General features: G+C 73.1%; 21 protein-coding genes. 10 read left to right on the top strand and 11 right to left on the bottom strand.

From position 1 onward, the window contains the following. Positions 1–122: 122 nt before the first annotated feature. A complete protein-coding gene (locus tag ACFYZL_RS19835; RefSeq protein ID WP_388680598.1) occupies positions 123–3,596 on the top strand; it encodes a M28 family peptidase in 3,474 nt (1,157 codons plus the stop codon). Positions 3,597–3,686: 90 nt separating this feature from the next. Here the strand turns inward: ACFYZL_RS19835 and ACFYZL_RS19830 are convergent, their stop codons facing one another. Next, positions 3,687–4,088, bottom strand: coding sequence for a RidA family protein (locus tag ACFYZL_RS19830; protein ID WP_388680445.1), 402 nt, complete (start codon positions 4,086–4,088; stop codon positions 3,687–3,689). Positions 4,089–4,192: 104 nt separating this feature from the next. On the opposite strand from ACFYZL_RS19830, the gene ACFYZL_RS19825 reads away from it, so the two are divergent. Continuing rightward, the gene (locus ACFYZL_RS19825; RefSeq protein ID WP_384748752.1) at positions 4,193–5,167 is read left to right on the top strand and encodes a helix-turn-helix transcriptional regulator; all 975 of its coding nucleotides are present in this window, start codon (positions 4,193–4,195) and stop codon (positions 5,165–5,167) included. Here ACFYZL_RS19825 and ACFYZL_RS19820 read toward each other — a convergent pair. Then, the gene (locus tag ACFYZL_RS19820; protein WP_384748749.1) at positions 5,149–5,427 is read right to left on the bottom strand and encodes a hypothetical protein; all 279 of its coding nucleotides are present in this window, start codon (positions 5,425–5,427) and stop codon (positions 5,149–5,151) included. The genes ACFYZL_RS19825 and ACFYZL_RS19820 overlap by 19 nt on opposite strands. A gap of 121 nt (positions 5,428–5,548) precedes the next feature. Further along, the gene (locus ACFYZL_RS19815; protein ID WP_384748746.1) at positions 5,549–5,845 is read right to left on the bottom strand and encodes a hypothetical protein; all 297 of its coding nucleotides are present in this window, start codon (positions 5,843–5,845) and stop codon (positions 5,549–5,551) included. 98 nt (positions 5,846–5,943) lie between these two features. Here ACFYZL_RS19815 and ACFYZL_RS19810 point away from each other — a divergent pair, with 98 nt between their 5' ends. Then, a complete protein-coding gene (locus ACFYZL_RS19810) occupies positions 5,944–6,333 on the top strand; it encodes a PleD family two-component system response regulator (RefSeq protein WP_384748743.1) in 390 nt (129 codons plus the stop codon). A 170-nt stretch (positions 6,334–6,503) separates the two neighbouring features. Here ACFYZL_RS19810 and ACFYZL_RS19805 read toward each other — a convergent pair whose 3' ends face one another. Beyond that, on the bottom strand, positions 6,504–6,914 hold the full coding sequence (locus tag ACFYZL_RS19805; RefSeq protein WP_384579029.1) for a rodlin: 411 nt from the start codon (positions 6,912–6,914) through the stop codon (positions 6,504–6,506). Between the two features lie 116 nt (positions 6,915–7,030). Beyond that, a complete protein-coding gene (locus tag ACFYZL_RS19800; RefSeq protein ID WP_384578972.1) occupies positions 7,031–7,219 on the bottom strand; it encodes a hypothetical protein in 189 nt (62 codons plus the stop codon). Between the two features lie 172 nt (positions 7,220–7,391). Here ACFYZL_RS19800 and ACFYZL_RS19795 point away from each other — a divergent pair, with 172 nt between their 5' ends. The 3 genes from ACFYZL_RS19795 (at position 7,392) to ACFYZL_RS19785 (ending at position 11,968) form a co-directional block, all read left to right on the top strand. Beyond that, positions 7,392–8,225 (top strand): PhzF family phenazine biosynthesis protein, encoded by an 834-nt coding sequence (locus ACFYZL_RS19795; RefSeq protein WP_388680440.1) that lies wholly within the window; start codon positions 7,392–7,394, stop codon positions 8,223–8,225. A gap of 126 nt (positions 8,226–8,351) precedes the next feature. Next, positions 8,352–9,077 carry a hypothetical protein gene (locus tag ACFYZL_RS19790; RefSeq protein ID WP_388680437.1) on the top strand — a complete coding sequence of 242 codons (726 nt, stop codon included), beginning with the start codon at positions 8,352–8,354 and terminating at the stop codon, positions 9,075–9,077. Positions 9,078–9,619: 542 nt separating this feature from the next. After that, complete coding sequence (locus tag ACFYZL_RS19785) at positions 9,620–11,968, top strand: D-alanyl-D-alanine carboxypeptidase (RefSeq protein ID WP_388680434.1); 2,349 nt, start codon at positions 9,620–9,622, stop codon at positions 11,966–11,968. 64 nt (positions 11,969–12,032) lie between these two features. Here ACFYZL_RS19785 and ACFYZL_RS19780 read toward each other — a convergent pair whose 3' ends face one another. Further along, positions 12,033–12,869, bottom strand: coding sequence for a hypothetical protein (locus ACFYZL_RS19780; RefSeq protein WP_384748730.1), 837 nt, complete (start codon positions 12,867–12,869; stop codon positions 12,033–12,035). Beyond that, entirely contained in the window at positions 12,869–14,140 is a 1,272-nt protein-coding gene (locus tag ACFYZL_RS19775; RefSeq protein ID WP_384748727.1) for a VWA domain-containing protein, read from the bottom strand. Before ACFYZL_RS19775 ends, ACFYZL_RS19780 begins: the two co-directional genes overlap by 1 nt. A 131-nt stretch (positions 14,141–14,271) precedes the next feature. On the opposite strand from ACFYZL_RS19775, the gene ACFYZL_RS19770 reads away from it, so the two are divergent. Further along, positions 14,272–14,637 (top strand): DUF6204 family protein, encoded by a 366-nt coding sequence (locus ACFYZL_RS19770; RefSeq protein ID WP_384748724.1) that lies wholly within the window; start codon positions 14,272–14,274, stop codon positions 14,635–14,637. A 13-nt stretch (positions 14,638–14,650) separates the two neighbouring features. On the opposite strand, the gene ACFYZL_RS19765 is transcribed toward ACFYZL_RS19770, so the two are convergent. Both ACFYZL_RS19765 and ACFYZL_RS19760 read right to left on the bottom strand, forming a co-directional pair. Then, complete coding sequence (locus ACFYZL_RS19765) at positions 14,651–16,282, bottom strand: FAD-dependent monooxygenase (RefSeq protein ID WP_388680429.1); 1,632 nt, start codon at positions 16,280–16,282, stop codon at positions 14,651–14,653. Between the two features lie 108 nt (positions 16,283–16,390). Further along, on the bottom strand, positions 16,391–16,801 hold the full coding sequence (locus ACFYZL_RS19760; protein WP_384578983.1) for an organic hydroperoxide resistance protein: 411 nt from the start codon (positions 16,799–16,801) through the stop codon (positions 16,391–16,393). Positions 16,802–16,945: 144 nt separating this feature from the next. On the opposite strand from ACFYZL_RS19760, the gene ACFYZL_RS19755 reads away from it, so the two are divergent. After that, complete coding sequence (locus tag ACFYZL_RS19755) at positions 16,946–17,434, top strand: MarR family winged helix-turn-helix transcriptional regulator (RefSeq protein ID WP_388680426.1); 489 nt, start codon at positions 16,946–16,948, stop codon at positions 17,432–17,434. 62 nt (positions 17,435–17,496) lie between these two features. Further along, positions 17,497–18,531 (top strand): PHP domain-containing protein, encoded by a 1,035-nt coding sequence (locus ACFYZL_RS19750; RefSeq protein WP_388680423.1) that lies wholly within the window; start codon positions 17,497–17,499, stop codon positions 18,529–18,531. 365 nt (positions 18,532–18,896) lie between these two features. On the opposite strand, the gene ACFYZL_RS19745 is transcribed toward ACFYZL_RS19750, so the two are convergent. Continuing rightward, positions 18,897–19,886, bottom strand: coding sequence for a hypothetical protein (locus ACFYZL_RS19745; RefSeq protein WP_384748713.1), 990 nt, complete (start codon positions 19,884–19,886; stop codon positions 18,897–18,899). A gap of 163 nt (positions 19,887–20,049) precedes the next feature. Between ACFYZL_RS19745 and ACFYZL_RS19740 the strand changes: the two genes are divergently transcribed. Next, positions 20,050–21,714 (top strand): carboxylesterase/lipase family protein, encoded by a 1,665-nt coding sequence (locus ACFYZL_RS19740; protein ID WP_388680420.1) that lies wholly within the window; start codon positions 20,050–20,052, stop codon positions 21,712–21,714. On the opposite strand, the gene ACFYZL_RS19735 is transcribed toward ACFYZL_RS19740, so the two are convergent. After that, positions 21,698–22,402, bottom strand: a complete 705-nt coding sequence (locus ACFYZL_RS19735) for a hypothetical protein (RefSeq protein WP_388680417.1) — start codon at positions 22,400–22,402, stop codon at positions 21,698–21,700. The genes ACFYZL_RS19740 and ACFYZL_RS19735 overlap by 17 nt on opposite strands. Between the last annotated feature and the right edge of the window lie 23 nt (positions 22,403–22,425).

Below are 22,425 nucleotides of genomic sequence, written 5' to 3'. Positions count from 1 at the left end.
AGATGACCCAAAGCCGTCATGTACACGCTCATACTCGGCCGCGAACGAACACTCACCCATCCAACCCCCCACGATCGGAGTGGACGTTGCAGCCCACCAGATGGACGGCGGCCCTGGCAGCGATGGTGCTGACCGCGGGCCTCGCCGGCGCCCTGGCCGCCGGAACGGCGTCGGCGCAGCAAGCACAACCCGCCCCGTCCCAGAAGGACACCCCGGCGGCGCGCGCGGTCGCCGCCGCCGACCAGGCCGTCGCCAGCGGTCTCGACACCCTGGTCAACTCCTCGCAGGAGCAGTACGAACGCCGCCAGGTCACCCCCTGGGTCAAGGACCTGTTCTCCGTGGCGTACGAGCGCAGCTACCGCGGCCTGCCCGTGGTCGGCGGCGACGCGGTGGTGCTCGCCGACGGCGCGGGCAAGGTCCGCGCCCTCCAGTCGGCCTCCTCCGTACGGATCGACGTCTCGACCCGGGCGACCGTCAGCGCCAAGGACGCCGAGTCCACGTCCCGTTCGAAGCTGGCCTCGGTCGACAAGGTCGACAGCAGCCGGCTCGTCGTCCGACTGAAGGACGACAAACCCGTGCTGGCCTGGGAGACCGTCCTGATCGGCCGCACGAAGACGGCGCCCAGCAAGCTGCACGTCTTCGTGGACGCCCGCACGGGCGCCGTCGTCGACAGCTACGACGACGTGGTCGCGGGCACCGGCAACAGCAAGTGGAACGGCCCCAATCCGCTCACCATCGACACCACCAACTCGGGCGGCACGTACTCGCTGCGCGACCCGAACCGCACCGGCCTGAGCTGCGCGGACTACAGCTCAGGCACGGTCTTCTCGAAGTCCTCCGACTCCTGGGGCACCGGCAACCCCACAGCCAAGGAGACCGGCTGCGTCGACCTGATGTTCGCCGCGCAGAAGCAGTGGGACATGCTGAGCCAGTGGCTGGGCCGCAACGGCGTCAGCGGGAACGGCCGCAGCTTCCCCGGCAAGGTCGGTCTGGGCGACCTCAACGCCTACTGGGACGGCAGTTCGGTCACCATCGGGCACAACAGCGCCAACGAGTGGATCTCCGGGCTGGACGTGGTGGCCCACGAGTACGGGCACGCCATCGACTCCAACACCCCCGGCGGCACCAGCGGCCAGGAGGCCGGCCTCGGCGAGGGAACCGGTGACATCTTCGGCGCGCTGACCGAGGCGTACGCGGGCGAGCAGTCGCCGTACGACACTCCGGACTACACGGTCGGCGAGATGATCAATCTCCAGGGCCAGGGTCCGATCCGCAACATGTACAACCCGTCGGCCATCGACAACGACCCGAACTGCTACAGCTCGGCGATACCCGGCACCGAGGTACACGCGGCCGCGGGCCCGTTGAACCACTGGTTCTACCTGCTCGCCGAGGGCAGCAACCCGGGCGGCGGCAAGCCGAACAGCCCCACCTGCAACTCCTCCACCGTGACCGGCGTGGGCGTCCAGAACGCGGGAAAGATCTTCTACGGCGGGATGCTGCTCAAGACGAGCAGCATGTCCTACAAGAAGTACCGGACGGCGACGCTCAGTTCGGCCAAGTCGCTCGACACCACCTGTGACCTCTTCAACAAGACCAAGGCCGCCTGGGACGCGATCAGCGTGCCCGCCCAGACCGCCGACCCGACGTGCACCCCGAGCGGTCAGAACAACGACTTCTCGATGAGCCTCAACCCGACGTCGGGCACCGTCCAGCAGGGCGGTACGGTCACCACCACGGTCGGCACCGCCGTCACGACCGGCACCGCCCAGTCGGTGACGCTGACCGCCACGGGCCTGCCGGCCGGCGTGAGCGCCTCCTTCAACCCCGCCACCGTGCAGTCCGGCCAGTCCTCGACGCTGACCCTCAGCGCCACCGCGAGCGCCACGCCGGGCGCGGCCACCGTGGTCGTCAAGGGCCAGGGCAGCACGCTCTCGCACACCGTCGACTTCGCGCTGAACGTCGGCGGCACCCAGCCGTCGAACGACCCGCCGAACATCGACGTGGCCAACGTGCAGGCCCACCTCGCCCAGCTGAACACGATCGCCTCGCAGAACGGCGGCAACCGCCGTGCGGGCAGCGCCGGTTACACCGCGTCGGTGGCCTACATCAAGGGCAAGCTCCAGGCCGCCGGCTACACGGTCACCGAGCAGAACTGCACCTCCTGCACCTATCCGTCGAACAACCTGATCGCCGACTGGCCGGGCGGCCCCGCCGACCAGGTCGTCATGTTCGGCGCGCACCTCGACAGCGTCTCGGCCGGCCCCGGCATCAACGACAACGGTTCGGGCTCCGCGACCCTGCTGGAGAACGCGCTCGCACTCGCCCAGAAGAACCCGACGATGACCAAGCACGTGCGCTTCGCCTGGTGGACCGACGAGGAGCAGGGCCTCAACGGCTCGGAGTTCTACGTGGGCCAGCTCAGCAGCACCGCGAAGGCCGCCATCAAGGGCTACTACAACTTCGACATGGTCGGTTCGCCCAACGGCGGCTACTTCATCAACAACCTCAACTCCACGACCGCCGCGCCGCTCAAGGCGTACTGGACCTCCCTGAACCTCGCCCCCGAGGAGAACACCGAGGGCCAGGGCCGCAGCGACGACTACTCGTTCCAGCAGGGCGGCATCCCGACCTCCGGCTACGCGGCCGGCGCCAGCGCCCGCAAGACCTCGGCGCAGGCGACCAAGTGGGGCGGCACCGCGAACGCCGCCTACGACTCCTGTTACCACAGCGCCTGCGACACCACGAACAACATCAGCGCCACGGTCCTGGACCGCAGCGCCGACGGTGTCGCCTACGCCGTGTGGAAGACCGCCGTCGGCGGTGAGACGCCCGCGCAGGACTTCTCCATCGGCGTCAGCCCGACCGCGGGCAGCGCCACCCAGGGCGGCTCCACCACCGCCACCGTGAACACCTCCACCGTGAGCGGCGCCGCCCAGACCGTCGCCCTCTCCGTCTCCGGCGCGCCCGCCGGGGTGACCACCACGCTCAACCCGACCTCGGTCCAGTCGGGCAGCTCCTCGACGCTGTCCGTCCAGGTGGGGGCGAGCACCGCGCCCGGCACCTACACCCTGACGATCACCGGTTCGGGCACCGTCGGCCACAGCACCACCTACACGCTGACCGTGACCGGGACCGGCGGCTGCACGCCGCGCCAGCTCGTGGTCAACGGAGGGTTCGAGAGCGGATCCTCCCCGTGGACCGCGACGGCGGGCGTCGTCACGAACCAGTCCGGCCAGGTCCCGCACGGCGGAAGCTACTTCGCGTGGCTGAACGGATACGGCTCCAGCCACACGGACAGCGCCTCGCAGTCGCTGACCGTGCCGTCGGGCTGCTCCTCGTACCAGCTCTCGTTCTTCCTGCACGTCGACACGGACGAGACGGACCCCGTGGTCTACGACAAGTTCACCGTCTCGGTGGGCGGCCAGACCCTGGAGACCTTCTCCAACCTGACCCCGACGTCCGGCTACGTCCAGAAGACCTACAACCTGGCGCAGTTCGCCGGCCAGACCGTCACCCTGAAGTTCAACGGCGTGGAGGACCAGTCCCTGCAGACCTCCTTCGTCGTGGACGACGTCACCGTCCAGGTGAGCTGACGCCACCCGCCTCTCCGAGAGGCCGAACAACCGAGGTCCGGCCCGGTCCCCGCCCGCGCGGGGGTCGGGCCGGACGCGTCGGGCCGCGCGTCAGGGCCGCACGGCGAGCGCCTCGACCTCGAACAGCACGTCGGGCGCGGCCAGGCTCGCGACGCCGATCAGCGTCTGCGTGGGCGGCTCCTTGCCCCAGATCCCCTGCACGACCCCGGCGATCGGCCCGAGCTTGCCGACGTCGTGGTTCACCACGTACGTCCTGAGCCGGACGACATGGCCGAGGTCGAGCCCGTGGGCGGCGAGGGCGACGGAGATGTTGCGGAACGTCTGCTCCACCTGTTCGGCGAAGTCGTCCGAGACGACCCTGCCGTCCGGCGCCGAGCCGTACTGCCCCGATACGAGCACCAGTTCGGCGCCGGCGGGGACGGCGGCGGTGTGGCTGTAGCCGAACGGGACCGGGTCGTGCAGGCCGGCCGGATTGATGATGGCGTGTGCCATGGGGATCACCCTTCGCGTGCGATGGAGCCTGTTCCTGTGTGACGCCGTCAAGCCTCGCAACCATTCACGACATCCTCTGTCGTGTATTCCCGTAGGGTTTTCGCATGCGCGCCGACCGGTTGGTATCGCTGGTGCTGCTGCTGCGGCAGCACGGCCGGCTGTCCGCGGCCGCGCTCGCCCGCGCGTTGGAGGTGTCGACCCGCACCGTGCTGCGGGACATCGAGGCGCTGTCCGCGGCCGGGGTCCCGGTGTACGCCGAACGCGGTCGGCACGGCGGTTTCGAGTTGCTGCCCGGTTTCCAGACCGAGTTGACGGGGCTGAACCACGACGAGGCGCTCGCCCTGCTGATCGCCGGTTCCCGGCGGGGCGCGCAGGCGTTCGGACTCGGTTCGGCGCTGGCCTCGGCCATGCTGAAGGTGGTCGACGCACTGCCCGAAGGGCAACGTGCCGTGGCGGCGGGTGCCGTCGAGCGGTTGCTCGTCGACCCGGAGACCGATCTCCTGGCGCGCCGGCAGGCCGCCGAGGAGGTTCCCGACGCGGTCGTGGCCGAGGTCCGGCGCGCGGTGCTCGCCGGACACAGGCTGCGCATCCGCTACGCGGCCGTGGACCAGGCCCCGAAGTGGCGCACGGTGGAACCGATCGGCCTGGTCACCGTGCGCGACCAGGGCTATTTGCTGGCGACCCGGTCCGGCGAGGACCGCACCTACCGGCTGTCCCGCATCCTGACCGCCGAGGAACTCGCCGAACCGGCGCGGCGACCGGACCGCGTCGACCTGGACCGCGCCTGGCAGGAACGCAGCACGCGGTTCCGGACCGGCGGCGACCAAGTCACCGTGCTGGTACGCATGGACCCGGCGCGGCGGGAGGAACTGGTGCGCACGGCGCTGGCCGTCCACGCCGAGGAGCCCACCGCGGACGGCCGGCTACGACTGGAGGTGACCTTCCAGGACCCGCGGCACGCCGAGTGGGCCCTGTGGCAGCTCGCCACGGACGCCGAGGCCCTGTCCCCGCGGTGGTTGCGCGACTCCCTGCACGACCGCGCCACCACGATCGCCGCCCGCTACGGAACGTCCACCTGAGCGTTCCGTTTCCGCGTGGCGCCGACCGCGGCCACCGCCCAGCCCGTCACCCACAGTGCGCCGACGGCCAGTGCCGCGAGGGCGGTTCCCCCGTCGGGAGGCGTGGCGCCCGGGCCGGGGGCCGGACCCGCTGCCCGCGCGCCGAAGCCGATCACCCCGGCCCCGGCCATCGGGATGCCCGCCCAGGAAACCGGCACCGCACCCCGCCTGGCCCACCGGGCGGCCGGTGGGCGGACCAGCAGCAGGGCGACCGGCGCCATCGGCAGGCCGAGGGTTGCGTTGCCCGGTGGGGCGGCCGTGACAAGAGCCCGCCGTCGACGTCCTCCGGACGTACCCCTCCCCCGCGCGGGGGAGGAATCCGAGGCGGGTCAGTGGATCGTGCTACCGGCGCCCGGGCGCCTTGGCGGATCCCTTGCCGCCCTCCGGGGCGACCATCGCGGTCAGTCCGAGGTCCAGTTCCGCACCGTCGACGAGCAGCGCCTCGATCGCGCGCGTCCGCGGGTCGATGTCGGCTTCGACGCCCTGCCCGCGGTAGTGGGGGTAGCCGGAGGCCCCGGTCTCGCCGGTCGCCTCGACCACGGCCACGCGCAGGGCCCTGTCGGCTGCCGACCCGCCGCGCAGGTTCTCGATGTGCTCGGGCACCAGCAGGATCTCGAAGCTCTGCGGCTCAGGGGTCATATCCCGAAACTACCCGATAAGCCGCCCCGGAGCAGGCGGGCACGCGCCCGACCTCGTACCCTCTGCGGGAGCCCCACCAGCGGACGTAGAGGAACACGATGAGCGGCGATTCCCCGAGCAGGATCCTCCTTGTGGCGAAGGACGGCACCCTCCGCGGCCTGCTGGAGCGCCTCCTCGTGGCCCGGGGCCATGCCGTCGTCGACGGCGGGAGCGGGAAGGACACGATCGCCCTGCTGGGCAGTGAGGCCCCGGTGGATCTGGTGGTGTGCGAGCGCACCGGGCCGGGTCTGGACGAGGTGGCGCTGTTCGAGGAGATCCGCCGCCACCCCGACCACGGCCTCGTTCCGATCCTCGCCCTGCCGCCGGCCGACCCGGAGTGCACGGCCCGTGCGCTGGAGGCCGGGGTGAACGACTGCCTCGCCAAGCCGTTCCACCCGACGGAGTTCCTGAGCCGCGTCGAGCGTCTGGCCCTCCGCCGGTCGTCCTAGACCGCGATCCCCGCGTACGCGCGCCACAGAGCCTCCGTCCCGGTTTCCGGGCCCGGAGGCTCTGTGGTGTGCGTGCGGAACCGAAGCGCGCCTGCGGCGTTCGGTTCAAGCCGGGGCCCCGTGGGCACTCGCGCGGGCATCCGGGGCCCCGGCTCGCAAAGGGGACTGCGTCAGCTGTTGGCCGAGAGGTTGCCCGAGAGGACCGGGATGTTGTCCAGGATGTGCGAGAGCGGCTCGTCGCCCTTGGCCTGGGTGGAGTTCTCGGTGCACTGCTGGTTCTGCGGGTTGGACAGGACGTTGATGTCCTGGACACCGACGTTGAGCGCGGCGAGGATCGACTGGGCGTTGACCTTGGCGGGCAGGCCGATGCAGGGCTTGTTCAGGGTGCCCTGGACGACGCCGAGCTGCGGGCTCAGGTCACCGTGGGTCTTCTGGTTGCCGTAGATCTGCTGCGAACCGTTGCCGTTGACGGTGTTGATGCCGTTGTCGTTGCCGATGGCCATGGCCGGGGCTGCAACGGCGGCACCCGCGCCGAGGATGGATGCGGTGGCGGCGGCGGTGGCCATCATCTTCTTGATCATCATTGGTCCTTGCTGTTGCACAAGTGCAGGGTGGTGAGCGCCTTGATCAACGGCCGCGATCGCTCCAGGTTCCGCTGCTTCACCCGATCAGATGCGCACGACCTCCGGGCCGAGGCCTACGCCGCCGGTACGACCGAGGCCCGGATGGCCTGCGCCCACTCCTGCAACAGCGAGGCGTGCCGGACGCGCTCCGCGTCGGTCAGGCGGCCTTCGGCGCGGGCGAAGAGACCGCGGATGTCGGCGTTGATCTCGGAGAGGGGGCGCTCGGGGACCGGGCGGGCGTCACTTTCAGGGGTCGGGCTCACGTGATCAAGAGTAGGCGGAGGGTCTGACAACGGTGGACGACGTCCGGCATGCGGACATCCTCCTATCAGTCGGACCATACGAATCGGCCACGCGTCGGACGGTTCGGCGCGCAGGCCACTTCCGCGCAATTGGCCTTGCAGCGGCGCCCATTGGCCTCGATACGTTCTCGGCATGCGTATCCAGATCGTCGACGCCTTCACCACGCGCCCCTTCGCCGGAAACCCCGCCGGCGTGTGCCTGCTCCCCGCGGGGCCCTGGCCGCGGGATTCCCGGCTGCGGCGCATCGCCGCCGAGCTGAACCATCCGGAGACGGCCTTCGCGCTGCCCCTCCCCGCCGGGGAGGAGGCCGACTGGGAGATCCGTTGGTTCACCCCGCTCGTCGAGGCCCGACTGTGCGGGCATGCCACATTGGCCACGGCGCACACGCTGCACCGCGAAGGGCTGCTGACCGGCGACTCGGTGCGCTTCCGCAGCCGCTCGTACGGGTTGCTCATCGCGCACGCGGGGGCGGACGGGGAGTTCACCCTGGACTTCCCCGCCGCCCCGGCGGACGAGGTGCCCGTCCCCGCGGGTCTCGTCGAGGCGCTCGGCGTGCGGCCCGAGGGCACGTTCCGCACCGGCGCCCTCGGTGATCTGCTCACGGTCCTGCCCGACGAGGCCGCCGTGCGGGCGCTGCGTCCCGACCTCGGGGCGATCGCGGCGCTGACCGTGCGCGAGGGACTGCGCGGGATCATCGTCACGGCGGCCGCGGAGGGGCACGAGCGGGGCCACGACTTCGTGTCCCGCTTCTTCGCGCCCGCCAACGGCATTCCCGAGGACCCGGTGACGGGCAGCGCCCACACCTCGTTGGCTCCCTTCTGGTCGGCGCGGCTGGGCGGCCGTGACCGGCTCGTGGGATTCCAGGCCTCGGCACGCACCGGTGTGGTCAGGACCGCCCTGCGCGGAGACCGCGTACTGCTCGGCGGGCATGCGGTCACCGTGCTCGAGGCGACCCTGATCGTCTGAGCGCCCGGGGCCACCCGCGGTGGCGCGTCGTGACCGAAACGTCGCCCGCCCGAGTCCCTCCCGGCCTCGTCCGGGCGGATTCCGGTTGTTAGCTTCCTGCGAAACGACCTCGGGGAGACCGATCGCATGCCCGCACCCGGAGGAACCCGCCGGGTCCTCACCGCCGCGACCCTGTCCGCCGTCCTGCTGGCGGGCGCCGCCGGATGCGCGGACAAGGCCGGTGCGCCTCCGGCGGGCGCGGCGGCCTCCGCGCCGGCGACCGCCTCCGCGTCGGATTCCCCTGCGGCGACGGCGACGGCGACAGCGACCTCACCGGCGACAGCCGCGGCTTCCGGGGCGTCGCCGTCGTTCTCGGCTTTCCCCTCCGCGTCTGCCTCGCGTACGCCGGCTCCTCCCCCGGCGGCTCCGACCCGACCGTCGGTCGCCGTCGACACTCCGGGCGGCGCGCTCTCACTGGTGCGCGGCGGCGCCGGGCAGGAGTTCACCGTGACCTTGCGGAACGGGAACTCAGCCGAATACCGGCACGTGCTGGTCGCCTTCCAGATGGAGTTCCTCGTCGGCGAACCCGGAGACCGGCCCGGCAGCGGACCGGGCTTCCTGCTGGAGCGCCTCGACGCAGCCTCGGGCGCCTGGCGGCCGGCGGACCTGCGCATCGCCAACGACGTCAAGCCGCTCTCGCTGTTCACGGGCGGTGCGCCGCTCGCCCGCGAGGCCGTCCGCGTCGAGCGCTACCGGATGCGCGCGACCGCCGGCGGGCCGACGGGCAGCAGTCCGGTGATCGTGTCCTTCATCGACACGGACGCCGACCGGGAGGTCGCGGCCCACCTCGTACTCGGGCACAGCACGCGCTGAGGCCCCGCCGACGCCGTCATCCCCGTGGGCGCCGAGCCCGGTGGCCCGGGCCGCTTCGGCGGCCGAGCTCGCGACGGCGATGACTCGTGCCCCGGCATCCGCCGCGATCCGCACCGCAGCGCCACCTGGCCCTGCGGGCGGCGATGGGCGGGGACGGACGGGAGCCGGCGCGGGTGAACGAGTGCGAGAACCCGGACTGTTCGTTGGTGCTCCTCGACGACTCCCCGGTGGGCGGCGGCGTTGGTGCTGACGGAGCGCTGCGGCAACCTGGCGAAGCTCGCGGGATACCGGGCCCGTTCGCGCGCCGGAAGCCGCTCCTGACCTGTTCAGGGTGCCGTGTCGCGCCGCTGAAGTCGCTGAATATGACCGAACGGTCACAGGATCGGACGCGGGGAACGGCCGGCCCCACCGTGGACATCTAGGCATGCGGCGAGGGCCCGTCGGGGCCCTCACCTCACGGTATCGGCAATGACCGGCCGAACGCCGGGCACCGCGTGCGGGCCCCGGCGAGGACCGGGTGCGAGCGGCAGAGCGGGGCTGGGATGAAGGCAGTGACGGCGGCGGACGGGTCCTCGGACGGCGGGGAGATGGAACGGACCACCGTTCTGCGGATGCCGGAGACCACCCCCGACCCGGGGGCGGACCCGGACGGGGCGCCGGCGGGGGACGAAACCCCCGCCGACCCCCGGGCCGCGGTCGGGACGGAGCCCGCCCGTACGTCCGAGGCGGACCCCGAGGTGTCGGCCGACCGCGAGCCCGACGAGGGCGCCGGAACACGCCCTGAACCCGGCTCCGGGGACCTCCGGGACGGGGCTCGGGAGACGGACCCGGATTCCGAGGGGACCGGTGAGGAGTCGGGGGCCGGTACTGACGCCGAGGCCGCACCGGACGCGGAGGCGAGCCCGGACGACGCGACGGACGCCGACCCGGCCGAGGACGCGGAAGCGGACACCGGGGCGGCACCGGACGAGGAGCCCGCCGTCACGGACGCGGACGAAGGAGCCGACGACCGGTCTGCCCCGGAGGCAGAAGCACACACCACGTCCGACACGGACACGGAGGACGGTGACCCGGCGGGTCTCGGTGCAGAAGCACGCACCACGGCGGATGCCGACGAGGAAACCGGCGACCGCGCGGACTCCGACGCGGGGGCGGCACCGGACGACGAGGAGCGGGTCGCCGCTGAGGCGCCCCCGGCACTCCGTGAGGCAACGGCCGACGCGGAGGCGGCCCTCCGGCCGGATCGGGACGCCGAGCCGGCAACGGGCGGGCCGTCCGCGGCCGAAGGGCTCCGGGGAGACCCCGACACCGGACCGGGCGTGAAGACGGCGCCGGGCGAGGTGAAGGGGCTCCTTGGGGACCCGGTCGCCGGTCCCGGCAGGGGGACGGCACCCGACGCCGAGGAGCAGGCGGCCGCAGGGGCGGCCCCCCGGGCACTCCGCGAGGCCACGGCCTCCACCGGGCCGGGCGTCGAAGTGGCGCCCGGCCCGGCGGAAGGGCTCCGGGGAGGCCCGGGGGTCGGGGCGGGGGTGCGAGGGCTCGACGGTGCGGGCGGCGGGGCGGCGCCCGGGGCCGGGGCGGCGGTGCCGCCGCTCGAGTTGTTGGCCTCGCTCACCAATACCGCTCCCCCTCCCGAGACCCCCCGGCGGACCATCGTGCGGCGGGTCAAGGTGTGGACGCCGTTGCTCCTGCTGCTCGGCGGTGCCTGCGTCGGCGCGCAGCTGCTGCGGCCGCTCCCCGCACCGGTGTTCGTCGCCGCCGAGTCCGTCCACGCCCTGGACGGGCAGTTCACCGTGCCCTGGCCCGCCAAGGGGCAGGGGGCCATCCGCGTCGTCGGATCCGGTGACATCAGTACGTTCGGGGAGCAGAAGCCCGTCCCGACGGCCAGCGTCGCCAAGGTGATGACGGCCTACGTGATCCTGAAGGGCCACCCGCTGCGCAACAAGGACGACGCGGGCCCCTCCGTCGAGGTCGACGCGAAGGCGGTGGCGGAAGGCAACTCCGAGAGCGAGTCGCGCGCCGAAGGGCTCACCGCCGGTACGAAGTTCAGCCAGCAGGACATGCTCAAGATGTTGATGATCCCGTCCGCCAACAACGTGGCCCGCCTCCTCGCCCGGTGGGACACCGGCAGCGGTGACGAGACGGCTTTCGTCGCGAAGATGAACGCCGCCGCGGGGGAACTCGGGATGAAGAACACCACGTACACGGATCCCAGCGGTTTGGACGCGGGTACCGTCAGCACCGCCGTCGACCAGCTCAAGCTCGCCGAGGCCGTGATGAAGGACGAGGCGTTCCGCGCGGTCGTCGCCCTGCCCGACGCCACCATCAAGGGCCTGCCCAAGCCGATCTACAACAACAACGGCAATCTGCTCACCGCGTCGGGCCTCAGCATCAAGGGCATCAAGACGGGTTCGAGCACGCCGGCCGGCGGGACGCTGATGTGGGCGGCGTACAAGACCGTGGGCGACGAGACCCCCCGGATCCTCGGCACGATGATGGACCAGCACGTGGACGGCCCGGACCCGGACGGCGCGAACAGTCTGGTCCTGGTGAAGGAGAACAGCCGGAAGGTGATCGAGGCGGTGCGGGGCGCGCTGGCCTCGACTCCGGCCGTCCGCAAGGGCCAACAGGTCGGTTACGTGGACGACGGGCTCGGCGGCCGCACCCCGCTCGTGGCGACGAAGGACCTGAACGTGATCGGTGTTCCGGGCCAGCGGATGCGGATCTCGCTCACCGCCGGGGCTTCGGGAACGGTTCGTACCGCGAAGGACGGTACCGAGGTCGGGGTGCTCACGGTGGGCGACGGGGACGGGGCCAAGAGCGTGCCGGTGGCGGTGCGCGGGGACCTGGCCGAGCCTTCGGTCGGGACCAGGCTCACGCGTCTGCGCTAGTGGTGCCGTTCGTACGGGGCCGGGGCCGTGAAGGAGTCCCTCACGGCCCCGGCGATGCGCTCGGTCAGGCCCGCGGCGGGACCCCGGGCGGCCGGCCGGAGCCGCGCGTCAGGGAGTACCCGTAGAGGCCCGCGAGGGCCGCGAGGACTCCGCCCGCCGCGGTCCAGAGCCAGCGGTCCGTCCACCAGCCGCCGGACCAACCGGCCTCCGGTGCGCGCCGGGTGCCGGTGACGGTGGCGGGGACCAGCGGCGTGGAGAGCGATCCGTCCACCGCGTGGGCGCCGCCCGTGTCCTTCACGTCGGCCTCGACCGAGGCCCGTACCGGCAGGCCCTTGTCCTCGTCCGGCACGTCGAGGACGGTCAGGCGTACGTAGTAGCTGCCGGGCAGCGGGTCGTTGGCCCACTGCTCGGCCGACGCGCGGACGGTGCGCAGGGTGCAGGACAGTTCGACCGTGGCCGCCTCCTTGGCGGCGGCGCGGGTCTGGTTGCCGTACGTGCACGCCTGGCGGCGGCGCAGTCCGTCGTACACGTCGAGCTGCCAGGTGGCGGCGCCGTGCCGGCTCGCGGAGTCGGGGAGGGTGACGGTGGCCTTGACCGTGGCGCGCTGCTCGGCGTCGACGGGGACGACCCAGTAGAGGTAGTCGCCGGTGGAGGCCCCGGCCGTGGCCTTCTCGCCGGGTAGGAAGGCGGTGGCGGTGCGGAAGCTGGTGCCCGCCTCGGTCGGCGCCGTTCCGGTCTTGCCGGCGTTCTTGTCGGGGCCGGCCTTGTCGCCGGTGGCCGTGGCCGACGCGGAGGGCGACGCGGTGGCCGAGGAACCGTCGGCCTCGGCCGAGCAGCCCGCCACCGCGAGTGCGGCGGCACCGGCCAGCAGTGCGGCCGTCAGTGTGCGTACGGTACGCATCAGTTGGTCCTCCAGACGGAGATGCGCCAGCGCGAGACCCAGCCCCACACCAGTCCGGCCAGCAGCCCGACGATCGTGAGCGCGGCAAGCAGCCACCAGCCGCGCCCGAGGCCGAAGGCGGCGGCGTCGGAGGCCTCGTCGGGTCCGTCCACCAGCTCGACGGTGAGCTCGACGGGCATGCCGGGCGTCGTCTTGACGGAGGCGGGCGCGGAGAAGGAGTTGCTGACCTGGACGCAGACGGTCTCGGCGGCCGGCTTGTCCGAGTCGGTCCCGTCGATCTCGGCCTTCGGGTAGCGCAGGCCGGTGGAGATCGCGTCGGTGCGGCCGTCACCGGCTTCCGAGCCCCGGACGATCTCGCGGCCGTGGACGGTCGTGGCGCGCAGCAGGACTCCGTAGTCCCTGTTGACGGCGCGGTCGGAGGCGATGCTCACCGAGGCGCGCAGCTCCTGGCCGGGCAGGACCTCGACGCGGTACCAGCGGTGCTCGCCGAAGGTCTCGCGGTCGCTGTAGAGGCCGGGCTTGAGCAGGGGGGCGCCTTCGCACTGCTTGGCGCCCTCGGTCGCGACCGGGTTGACGACGGGATCGGCCGCCCGGTCGACGAGTTGGCGGACCCTGCCGGAGAGTTCCGCCTTGTGCTGCACCGAGGTGTAGGTGCCGCCGGTGGCCTCGGCGATGCAGGTGAGCTGGGCGCGGGTCTTGGCGTCCGGGACCAGGCCGAGGGTGTCGATGGTCAGGTGGATGCCCTTGGCGGCGATGTCGCGGGCCACTTCACAGGGGTCGAGCGGGGCGCAGGTGTCCTCGCCGTCGGTGATGAGGACGATCCGCTTGGTGGCGTCACCGCCGTCCAGGTCCTGGGCCGCGGCCAGCAGGGCCGGGCCGATCGGGGTCCAGCCGGTGGGGGCGAGGGTGGCCACGGCGGTCTTCGCCTCGGTCCGGTTGAGGGGGCCGACCGGGTACAGCTGCTTGGTGTCCTTGCAGCCGAGGGCCTTGTCCTCGCCGGGGTAGGTGGCCCCCAGGGTGCGTATGCCGAGCCGTACTTCATTGGGGACGGCGTCGATGACCTCGTTGAAGGCCTGCTTCGCCGCGGCCATCCGGGACTGGCCGTCGATGTCGGTCGCCCGCATGGAGCCGCTGACGTCGAGGACGAGATCGACCTTGGGAGGTTCCTTCGTCGTTCCGTCGGCGGCGCCGGCGCTGGCCGGGAAGAGCCCGACGGCGAGGGCGGCGAGCAGTCCGCACGCCCCGGCCGCAAGCCGTTTTCTTGTGATCATCGCCGGATCGTATTGAGGATCCTCCGGCAACTCCAAAATCGTGATCCCCGGTCCGGACTTCGCAGGGCCCCGGCCGCTGTGCGGATGGAAATCCCGGTGCGTGGGCACGGTGCCCGATCTAGGCTGCCGGGATGAGTTCCCGTACCTTCCGCATCACCGTCCGCGGTTCCTTCGACCACCTCACCGACGAGCAGCGTTCGGAGCTGCTCGCAGCCGCGCCCGAGCACGACGTGCTGCGCGCCGCCTTCACCGCCGAGGGGCACCTCACGTACGACCTCGCGGCCCGGCCCTTCTTCACGTTCCGTTTCCTGGACTCGGGCGAGGCGGAGGAGGACATCCTCGACGCGACGGCCCGCGCGGAGCTGGCGGCGGAGAGCTGGCTGGCCGAGCGCGGGTACGGCTTCAAGCAGCTCAAGTCGACGGCCGAGGACCTGTCGCAGGCACCGTTGGGCAAGCGGCAGCGCCGTGAGGCCGCGAAGGCGGACGACCACAGGTGACGGTGGGCCCTGCTCAGCCGGTGGGGGCGAAGACGCGCGCCAGGTGGGTGCGCAGTGCCTCCGGGGTGGGCGGGGCGAGGCGGGCGCCGAGGTGGCCGTCGGGGCGGATCACGAAGGCCGTCGGGCCGTCCGTCTCGTAGAGGCGGGCGAACTGGCCCGCGGTGTCGGTGTAGACGGGCAGTCCCCGCGCCGCGGTGTGCGGGCTGCCCGCGGTGAGGAGCACGAGGGTCTCCATCCGGGCGCCGGACGCCTCCCGCGCCGTGCGGGCGAGTGCGCCGGGGTCCTGGGCGCCGCCGTACAGCAGAAGTACGTGGTCGCGGTCGCGCAGCAGGTCGTAGAGGCGCAGTGGGTAGGCGGCGATCTCGCCGCTGAGGCCGACGCAGTCGGGAGCGCGGTCGCCGGGGCGGGGGCCGCGGCCCTCCCCCGGCGGGTCGGTGATCGGGCTGCCCCGGTAGCCGACGAGGAGTTGGGCCTCGCGCAGCATCAGCGTGGCCGGGTCCTCCGGGTCTGCCTGGACACCGTGGGCGGCGTGCCGCACGGTGCGGCCCACGACTTCCTCGCCGACGGGCCGGCGCTCGGTGTCGTAGGAGGCGAGCAGGTCGGGGTGGGCGAGGCCGTCGACGGCGAGGGCGAGCTTCCAGGCCAGGTTCCAGGCGTCCTGGATACCGGTGTTCATGCCCTGGGCTCCGGTGGGCGGGTGGATGTGGGCCGCGTCCCCGGCGACGAAGACCCGGCCGTCGCCGTACGTGTCGACGATGCGGTGGCTGATGCGGAAGACGGAGGTCCAGCGTACGGCCGAGGCGGTGGTCGGTTTCGGTGCCAGCCGGTCCAGGACGGCCTGGATGTCGGGCAGTTCGGGGGCGCGGCCGCCGCTCTGCAGCCCGTGCGCGACTCCGTCGGGGGCTTCCTGCGCCTGCTGGGCGGTGGAGAGCTCGGGCGGGACCATCATCGACACGCGGTAGCGGCCCGCGCCGGGCAGCGGGATGCAGACCAGTACGTCGTCCACGGCGCCGGAGGCGTCCTGGTGCATGGCGCGCACCGTGTAGTCGTGCGGGAGGTCCCAGTCGAGTTCCACGTCGGCCAGCATGAACCCGTCGGGGAAGGCGCCGCCTTCGAAGGTGAGCCCGAGCCCCTTGCGGACGGCGCTGTGGGCGCCGTCGCAGCCCACGAGGAACCGGGTCCGTACCTCTTCCTCCGCTCCGGAAGGGGTACGGACCCGGCTGGTCACTCCGTCGGCGTCCTGGGTGAACGAGTCCAGTTCGGCTCCGCGTTCGATCGCGGTTCCGAAGCGGGCCAGGAATTCGGTGAGGACGCGTTCGGTCTCGTACTGCGGCAGGGCCGCGAATCCGTACGGGACTTCGGGCGGCAGGGCCAGGTCCATGCGGGGCTGCTCGACGCCGTTGACGTAGACGAGTTGCCCGCTCAGCGGGACGGCCGCCTCCAGGGCGGTGCGCACCAGCCCCATGCGGTCCCAGAGTTCCAGGGTGCGGGGCTGGATGCCGACGGCCTTCGCGAACGGCAGCCGTTCGGGGAGCCGGTCGATGATCCGGCAGCGGATTCCGCGTCGCCGCAGTTCCACGGCCGCGGTCAGCCCGACCGGGCCCGCGCCGACGACCAGTACGTCGGTTGCGTAGGTGTGCGCCATGAGCGTCTCCCGGCGTGCGGCCCCCACTGAGGTCGGTGCTCCTCCATGGTCGCCGCCCGCCGGGCCCCCGGCATCTTCGCCGCACCGCACCCGTGTGGATCGGGGGACCTACTCGATGACGAGGTCCACCTCGATGTTGCCGCGCGTGGCGCGGGAGTAGGGGCAGACCTCGTGCGCCTGCTTGACCAGCAGGGTGCCCGTCTCGCCCGCCAGGGACTCGGGGAGCTCGACGCGCAGGACGACGCCCAGGCCGAAGCCCGCGCCGTCCTTGCCGATGGAGACCTCGGCGGTGACGGAGACCTCGCTCGTGTCGGCCTTGGCCTGGCGGCCGACCAGGCCGAGGGCGCTGGCGAAGCAGGCGGCGTAGCCGGCGGCGAAGAGCTGCTCGGGGTTGGTGCCCTGTCCGTTGCCGCCGAGCGCCGGGGGCATGGCGAGGGCGAGGTCGAGCTGCCCGTCGGAGCTGACGGTGCGGCCCTCGCGGCCGTTGGCGGTGGCTACGGCGGTGTACAGCGCGTCCATCGGGGTTCCCTCTCGCAGAGATCGAAGAAGTCGAAGAGATCGACCGTCGCGGCGCCGTGCTCGGCGTCGCTCCATGAGTAGAGCACACAATTCAGTTGTGCACAATTAAATGCCTCGCAAGTCCGCCCCGGGTACACTGGCCGCATGACCGAGCAGCCGACCGCCCTCCACCCCGACCAGGACTTCCTCCGCCTGGACGGCCAGATCTGCTTCGCGCTGAACGCTGCGAGCCGCGCCTTCGGCGGGCTGTACCGCGTCGTCCTCAAGGACCTCGGGCTCACCTACCCGCAGTACCTGGTGATGCTGGTGCTGTGGGAGCACGGCGAGATGCCGGTCAAGCAGATCGGGCAGCACCTGCGGCTCGACTCGGGGACGCTGTCCCCGCTGCTCAAGCGACTGGAGGCGGCCGGTTTGGTGCGCCGTGAGCGCAGCGCCGAGGACGAGCGTTCCGTACACGCGCACCTCACCGAGGAAGGCGCCGCGCTGCGCGCCCGGGCCGTGGAGGTGCCGCGCCGGATCGCGACCGCCACGGGGTTCGAGCTCGGCGAGATCCTGGAGCTCCAGACCCGCCTGAACCGGCTCACCGCCGCACTCGACGCCGCCGTACCGCAAGAGGAGGCGCGGGAGGCGTAGCGCGCGACAGGCGCGGAGGCGGCCCCCGCCGGACACTGGGTCCGGACGTCAGGAGGTGCGCGATGGACCCGGTTGCGGCGCTGGACCGGATCGCCTTCCTGCTGGAGCGCGCGCAGGCCCCCACCTACCGGGTCCGGGCCTTCCGTACGGCGGCGGCCGCGCTCGGGCGGATGGACGGCCGGGAGGTGGCCGACCGCGTCGGGGCCGGCTCCCTGGAGCAGGTCAAGGGGCTGGGCCCCAAGACGGCGCAGGTCGTGCGCGAGGCACTCGCCGGGGAGGTACCGGCCTATCTGCGGAACCTGGAGGACGAGGCGGCCGCGCTCCCGGAGGCGCCCCCGACCACGCCCGCCGGCGCCGCCCTGCGCGCGGCGCTGCGCGGCGACTGCCACCTCCACTCGGACTGGTCGGACGGCGGGAGCCCGATCGAGGCCATGGGGCGGGCCGCGGCCGCGCTGGGCCACGAGTGGGCCGTCCTCACCGACCATTCGCCGCGGCTGACGATCGCCCGGGGGCTCTCGGCGGAACGGCTGCGGGAGCAGCTGGGGGTGGTGGCCGCGCTCAACGAGACGTGGGCTCCGTTCCGGCTGCTCACGGGCATCGAGTGCGACATCCTCGACGACGGTTCGCTGGACCAGGAGCCGGAGCTGCTGGACCGGCTGGACCTCGTGGTCGGCTCGGTGCACTCGAAGCTGCGGATGGACGCGCCCGCGATGACCCGCCGGCTGCTGGCGGCGGTGCGCAATCCGCTGATGGACGTACTGGGCCACTGCACGGGGCGGCTGGTGACGGGCCGGACGCGACCCGAGTCGCGGTTCGACGCCGAGGCGGTCTTCGCCGCCTGCGCGGAGGCCGGTACCGCCGTGGAGATCAACAGTCGCCCCGAACGGCTGGACCCGCCGAGGCGGCTGCTGCGGCTCGCCGTGGCGGCGGGGACCTTCTTCGCCGTCGACACGGACGCACACGCCCCGGGCCAGCTGGACTGGCAGCCGTTGGGCTGCGAACGGGCCGTCGAGTGCGGGGTCCCCACCGGCCGCGTGATCAACACCTGGTCCGCGGACCAGGTGCGGGAGTGGACCCGCACCCGGCGGGCGCCCTGAGCCGGCCCGGCCGGGGGTCGGAGGGCTTCCGGTTCAGGCCGGCAGGAGGTCCAGGAGCTGCTTGGTGTGTCCCGGCACCTCCTGTTCCGCGAGGCCCGGGCGCCGGGGCGGGAACCGCGGGCCCGGAGCCCGCCACCGTGTCGGCGGCGTCCAGCGGCGCGCGATGGGCGTCGCGCAGCGGGGTGGTGTCCTGCATGACTGCTCCCTTTCGGTGGGGCGACGGGGCGCCTCAGGCGTGGTCGCGCATCAGGCGTGCGCATGTCCAGTTGCTCGCACAGCTCGCGCAGCGTCGGGCACCCACCACGTGAAGCGGCACCCCGCGCCTCGGGGCGCCGGGTGCCGCTTCGTACCGGGTCGGCCGCGGGTCAGGCCGAGCTCTCCTGGCGGGTCCGCAGTGCCAGGCCCGCGAGGAGGGCACCGGCCGCCGCGCAGAGGACCACCGCGACGCCCGCCCAGGCCACGGAGCCGCCCAACGCCCCGGCCAGTGGGTCGAAGCCCGCCGCACCGCCCGCCACGTGCAGGGCGACGACGCCGAGGGCGGCGACCGCCCCGGCCCGCCACACCGCCGCGGTGTCCCGGAGCGCCAGCAGCGCGCCGAGCCCCAGGCAGACCACGGTGACCAGCAGCGGCAGGTACCGCTCGGGCGGCGCGGACTGCAGTGCCGTCAGGTCCGCGGGGAGGTGGAGCACCCCGCTGACCAGCAGGGCGATCGCCACGGGCCAGCGCAGTACGTGCCGCAGCACCTGGCCCCCGGCACCGGCCGGAGTGGGCACGGGGGCGGCGACGGGGACCGGAACCGCCGCCACGGGGGTGCGCCGCGGCCGCTCCTGGTAGGGGGCGTCGTAGAGCTCCGAGTAGCCGGGGTCGTACGGCTCCTCCGCGAACGGCTCCTCGTGGACCGGGGCGGGAGCCTCGGGCTCGTCGGGCACCGGGGCACCCCTCCGGTCCGCGGTGCGGTGCTCCTCGTGGCCGAGGATGGTCGCCAGCAGGGCGACGTCCTCGATCGGGCGCCCCACGGCGGCGGCGCGCAGGGTGATGTCGGCTTCGACGGTCTCGTGCGGGGGCTCGCCGAGGAGGGCGACCATCCGCTGGACGTCCTGGACGGGTCGGGTCACGGCGGCCGTGCGCAGCGCCTCGTGTCCGGCGTCGGGGAGGCGGCCGTCCTCCTTGAGGAGGCTCACCAGAGCGGTGACCTCTTCGAGCGGACGGCAGGTGACCGCGGTCTCCAGCAGCGTGCGTATCGGCCGGGCGTCCGGCGCTCCCGGCACCTCCGGCACTTCCGGAGGCGGTGGGGTGTCGGGGGTCCCGGGGCGGTCGTCGTGGTCCGAAGCCGCGAGGGCGATGGGGTCATTCATGGAAAGCTCCGTTCGCCGACGCGCGGGTCTACACATCGCGCGCCGGTCATCGTGCGTCATGGGAAGCGCACGCTTTGTTACATTTACGGTCGAATCCGCTCGCTGCGCCATTCGGGGCGGGCAAACGGGGGCCGCCCGGCCCCACGGGGAAAGGGCGTCACCCGTGCCCGACACCACTGCCCGGCGCCGGGGGTGGCCCGTTCCGCTCCTGACCCTCGTACTCCCTGTCGTACTGCCCGTCGTACTGCTCCTGACCGGCGCGGCGCCCGTGCCCGCGCCGGTCTTCTCGCCGTCGCCCGGGCCGCTTGTGGTGGAGACCGACCGGGGCGTGGTCCGGGGACGGGCGCACGACGGGTACCGAACCTTCGAGGGGATCCCGTACGCCGCTCCCCCGACCGGCGCCCTGCGCTGGCGGCCGCCACGGCCGGCCGCCCGCTGGGCGGGCATCCGCGACGCCGGGGCCGCGGGAGCGCGGTGCGTGCAACTGCCGGCCATCGGGCCGGGTGGACCGAGCGGCGCGGAGGACTGTCTGTTCCTCAACCTGACGGCGCCGGCGGGCGGCGGCGGCCCGCGGGGGCTGCCCGTGATGGTGTGGTTCCACGGCGGCGGGTTCGTCAACGGCGCGGGCGACCTCTACCGGCCGGAGCGGCTCGTCGTCCGCGGCGCGGTGGTGGTCGTGACGGTCAATTACCGACTGGGCGTCTTCGGGCTGTTCGGCCACCCCGAGCTCGGCGGGGCCCCCGCGCTCGCCCTCGCGGACCAGCAGGCGGCGCTGCGCTGGGTGCGGGCCAACGCGGCGCGCTTCGGGGCGGATCCGCGCGACGTGACCGTCTTCGGCGAGTCGGCCGGCGCGCTCAGCGTGTGCGCCCACCTCGCCTCACCCGCCTCCGCCGGCCTCTTCCACAAGGCGATCGTGCAGAGCGGCTCGTGCTCGACGACGATTCCCGCGCGCTCGCTGCTGCCCGAACTGGGCAGGTACGAGCCCTTCGTGCCCGAGGCGCGGACCGTCGCGGACGGGGCCCGGGCGGCCCGCCGGCTCGGCTGCGACGGACCGGCGGGCGGGGTGCTGGACTGCCTGCGCCGGCTGGACGCCCGTACGCTCGCGGTCCCCGAGCTGATGCAGCGGTTCTCGCTCGTGCCGTACGGGAACGGCCTGCTGCCCGTCGAACCGAGGCGGGCCCTGGAGAGCGGGCGGTTCCACCGGGTGCCGGTGCTCCAGGGCACCACCCGCGACGAGATGCGGGTCTTCGTCGCTCAGACCCTGACGGCGTATCCGGTCGCCGACGCGGCCGCGTACCGGGCACGGCTGGAACGGTCGTTCGGCGCCGGGACCGCACGGGCCGTCGAGACGGCGTATCCGGTGTCCGACCACCCGACGCCCGCGGCGGCCTGGGCCGCGGCGCTGTCCGACGCCTCGTTCACCTGTCCGGCGCTGCGGGACGACGGGGCGCTCGCCCGGCACGTGCCGACGTACGGCTACCGGTTCGCCGACCGGGACGCGCCGAACTTCACGGGACTGCCGGAGCCGGCCGGACTGCCGTACGGGGCCTCGCACGGCTTCGAGCTGCCCTACCTGTTCACGATGGCTCCACTGGCCGGACCGCAGCGGGAGCTGGCGGACCGGATGACCCGGTACTGGACGTCCTTCGCCCGTACCGGGCGCCCGGAGCCGGGTCCGGGCGGCGTGCGGTGGCCCCGGTACCGAGGGCCGGACTCGGTGCTGTCGCTGGCGCCGGGCGCGCGGGGGATCCGTACGGTGGACGCGCGGGCAGAGCACCACTGCGCGCTGTGGGACGCGGTGTGGCCGGGGGTCACCAGCGTTCGGTGATCACGATCCCGGCGCTCGCGTCGCTCGCGTCGCTGCCGTCGCCCGTGCGGAGGACCAGCGTGCCGTGGTCCCCGTACACCTCGTGCCGCCAGGAGGAGAACAGCTCGGCGATGCGCCGGGCCGTGTCGCCGCGGCCCTTGCCCACCTCTGCGGTGCTGAAGAGGATGTTCGCCTCGCCGACGGTGCGGACCTTGCGGACGCGGGTCTGCCGGACGAGGAACTCGTCGTGTTCGGCGCGGTGCGCGGCGGCGTAGGCGGTGAAGTCCCGGGTCATGTCGAACCAGTCCGCCGGGCCGCAGGGGCCACCGCCGTTCCCGATCTCGGCGTCCGTGGTGGTGTCGCCGTCGGTGGGCGGGCCGGCGGAGCCGGTGTCCTGGTCGGTGGGCGGGCCCGCGTAGGCACCGGTCTCCTGATCGGTGGGCGGGCCCGCGTAGCCACCCGTCTCCTGATCGGTCGGCGGCCCCGCGTAGCCACCCGTCTCCTGATCGGTCGGCGGCCCCGCGTAGCCGCCCGTCTGTTCCTCCGTCGGTACGTCGAGCGCGCACTTCTCCGATGTCGGGCTCGGGACCGGGGCGGGACCCGAGGCCTGTCCCGCCCGCCCGGTCCCGCAGGCCACCAGCACGGCGCACAAGAGCCCCGCCGCCAGGATTCGGCCCGTCGTCTTCGCCTTCGTGTTCCTCTGCGTCATGGTGCTCCCCCCTGGCTCCCAAG

This window comes from Streptomyces sp. NPDC001717, from assembly GCF_042892775.1.
GTDB lineage: Bacteria > Actinomycetota > Actinomycetes > Streptomycetales > Streptomycetaceae > Streptomyces.
Note: the sequence above shows the minus strand (reverse complement) of the source record. Positions and strands in the feature narration are given on the sequence as shown.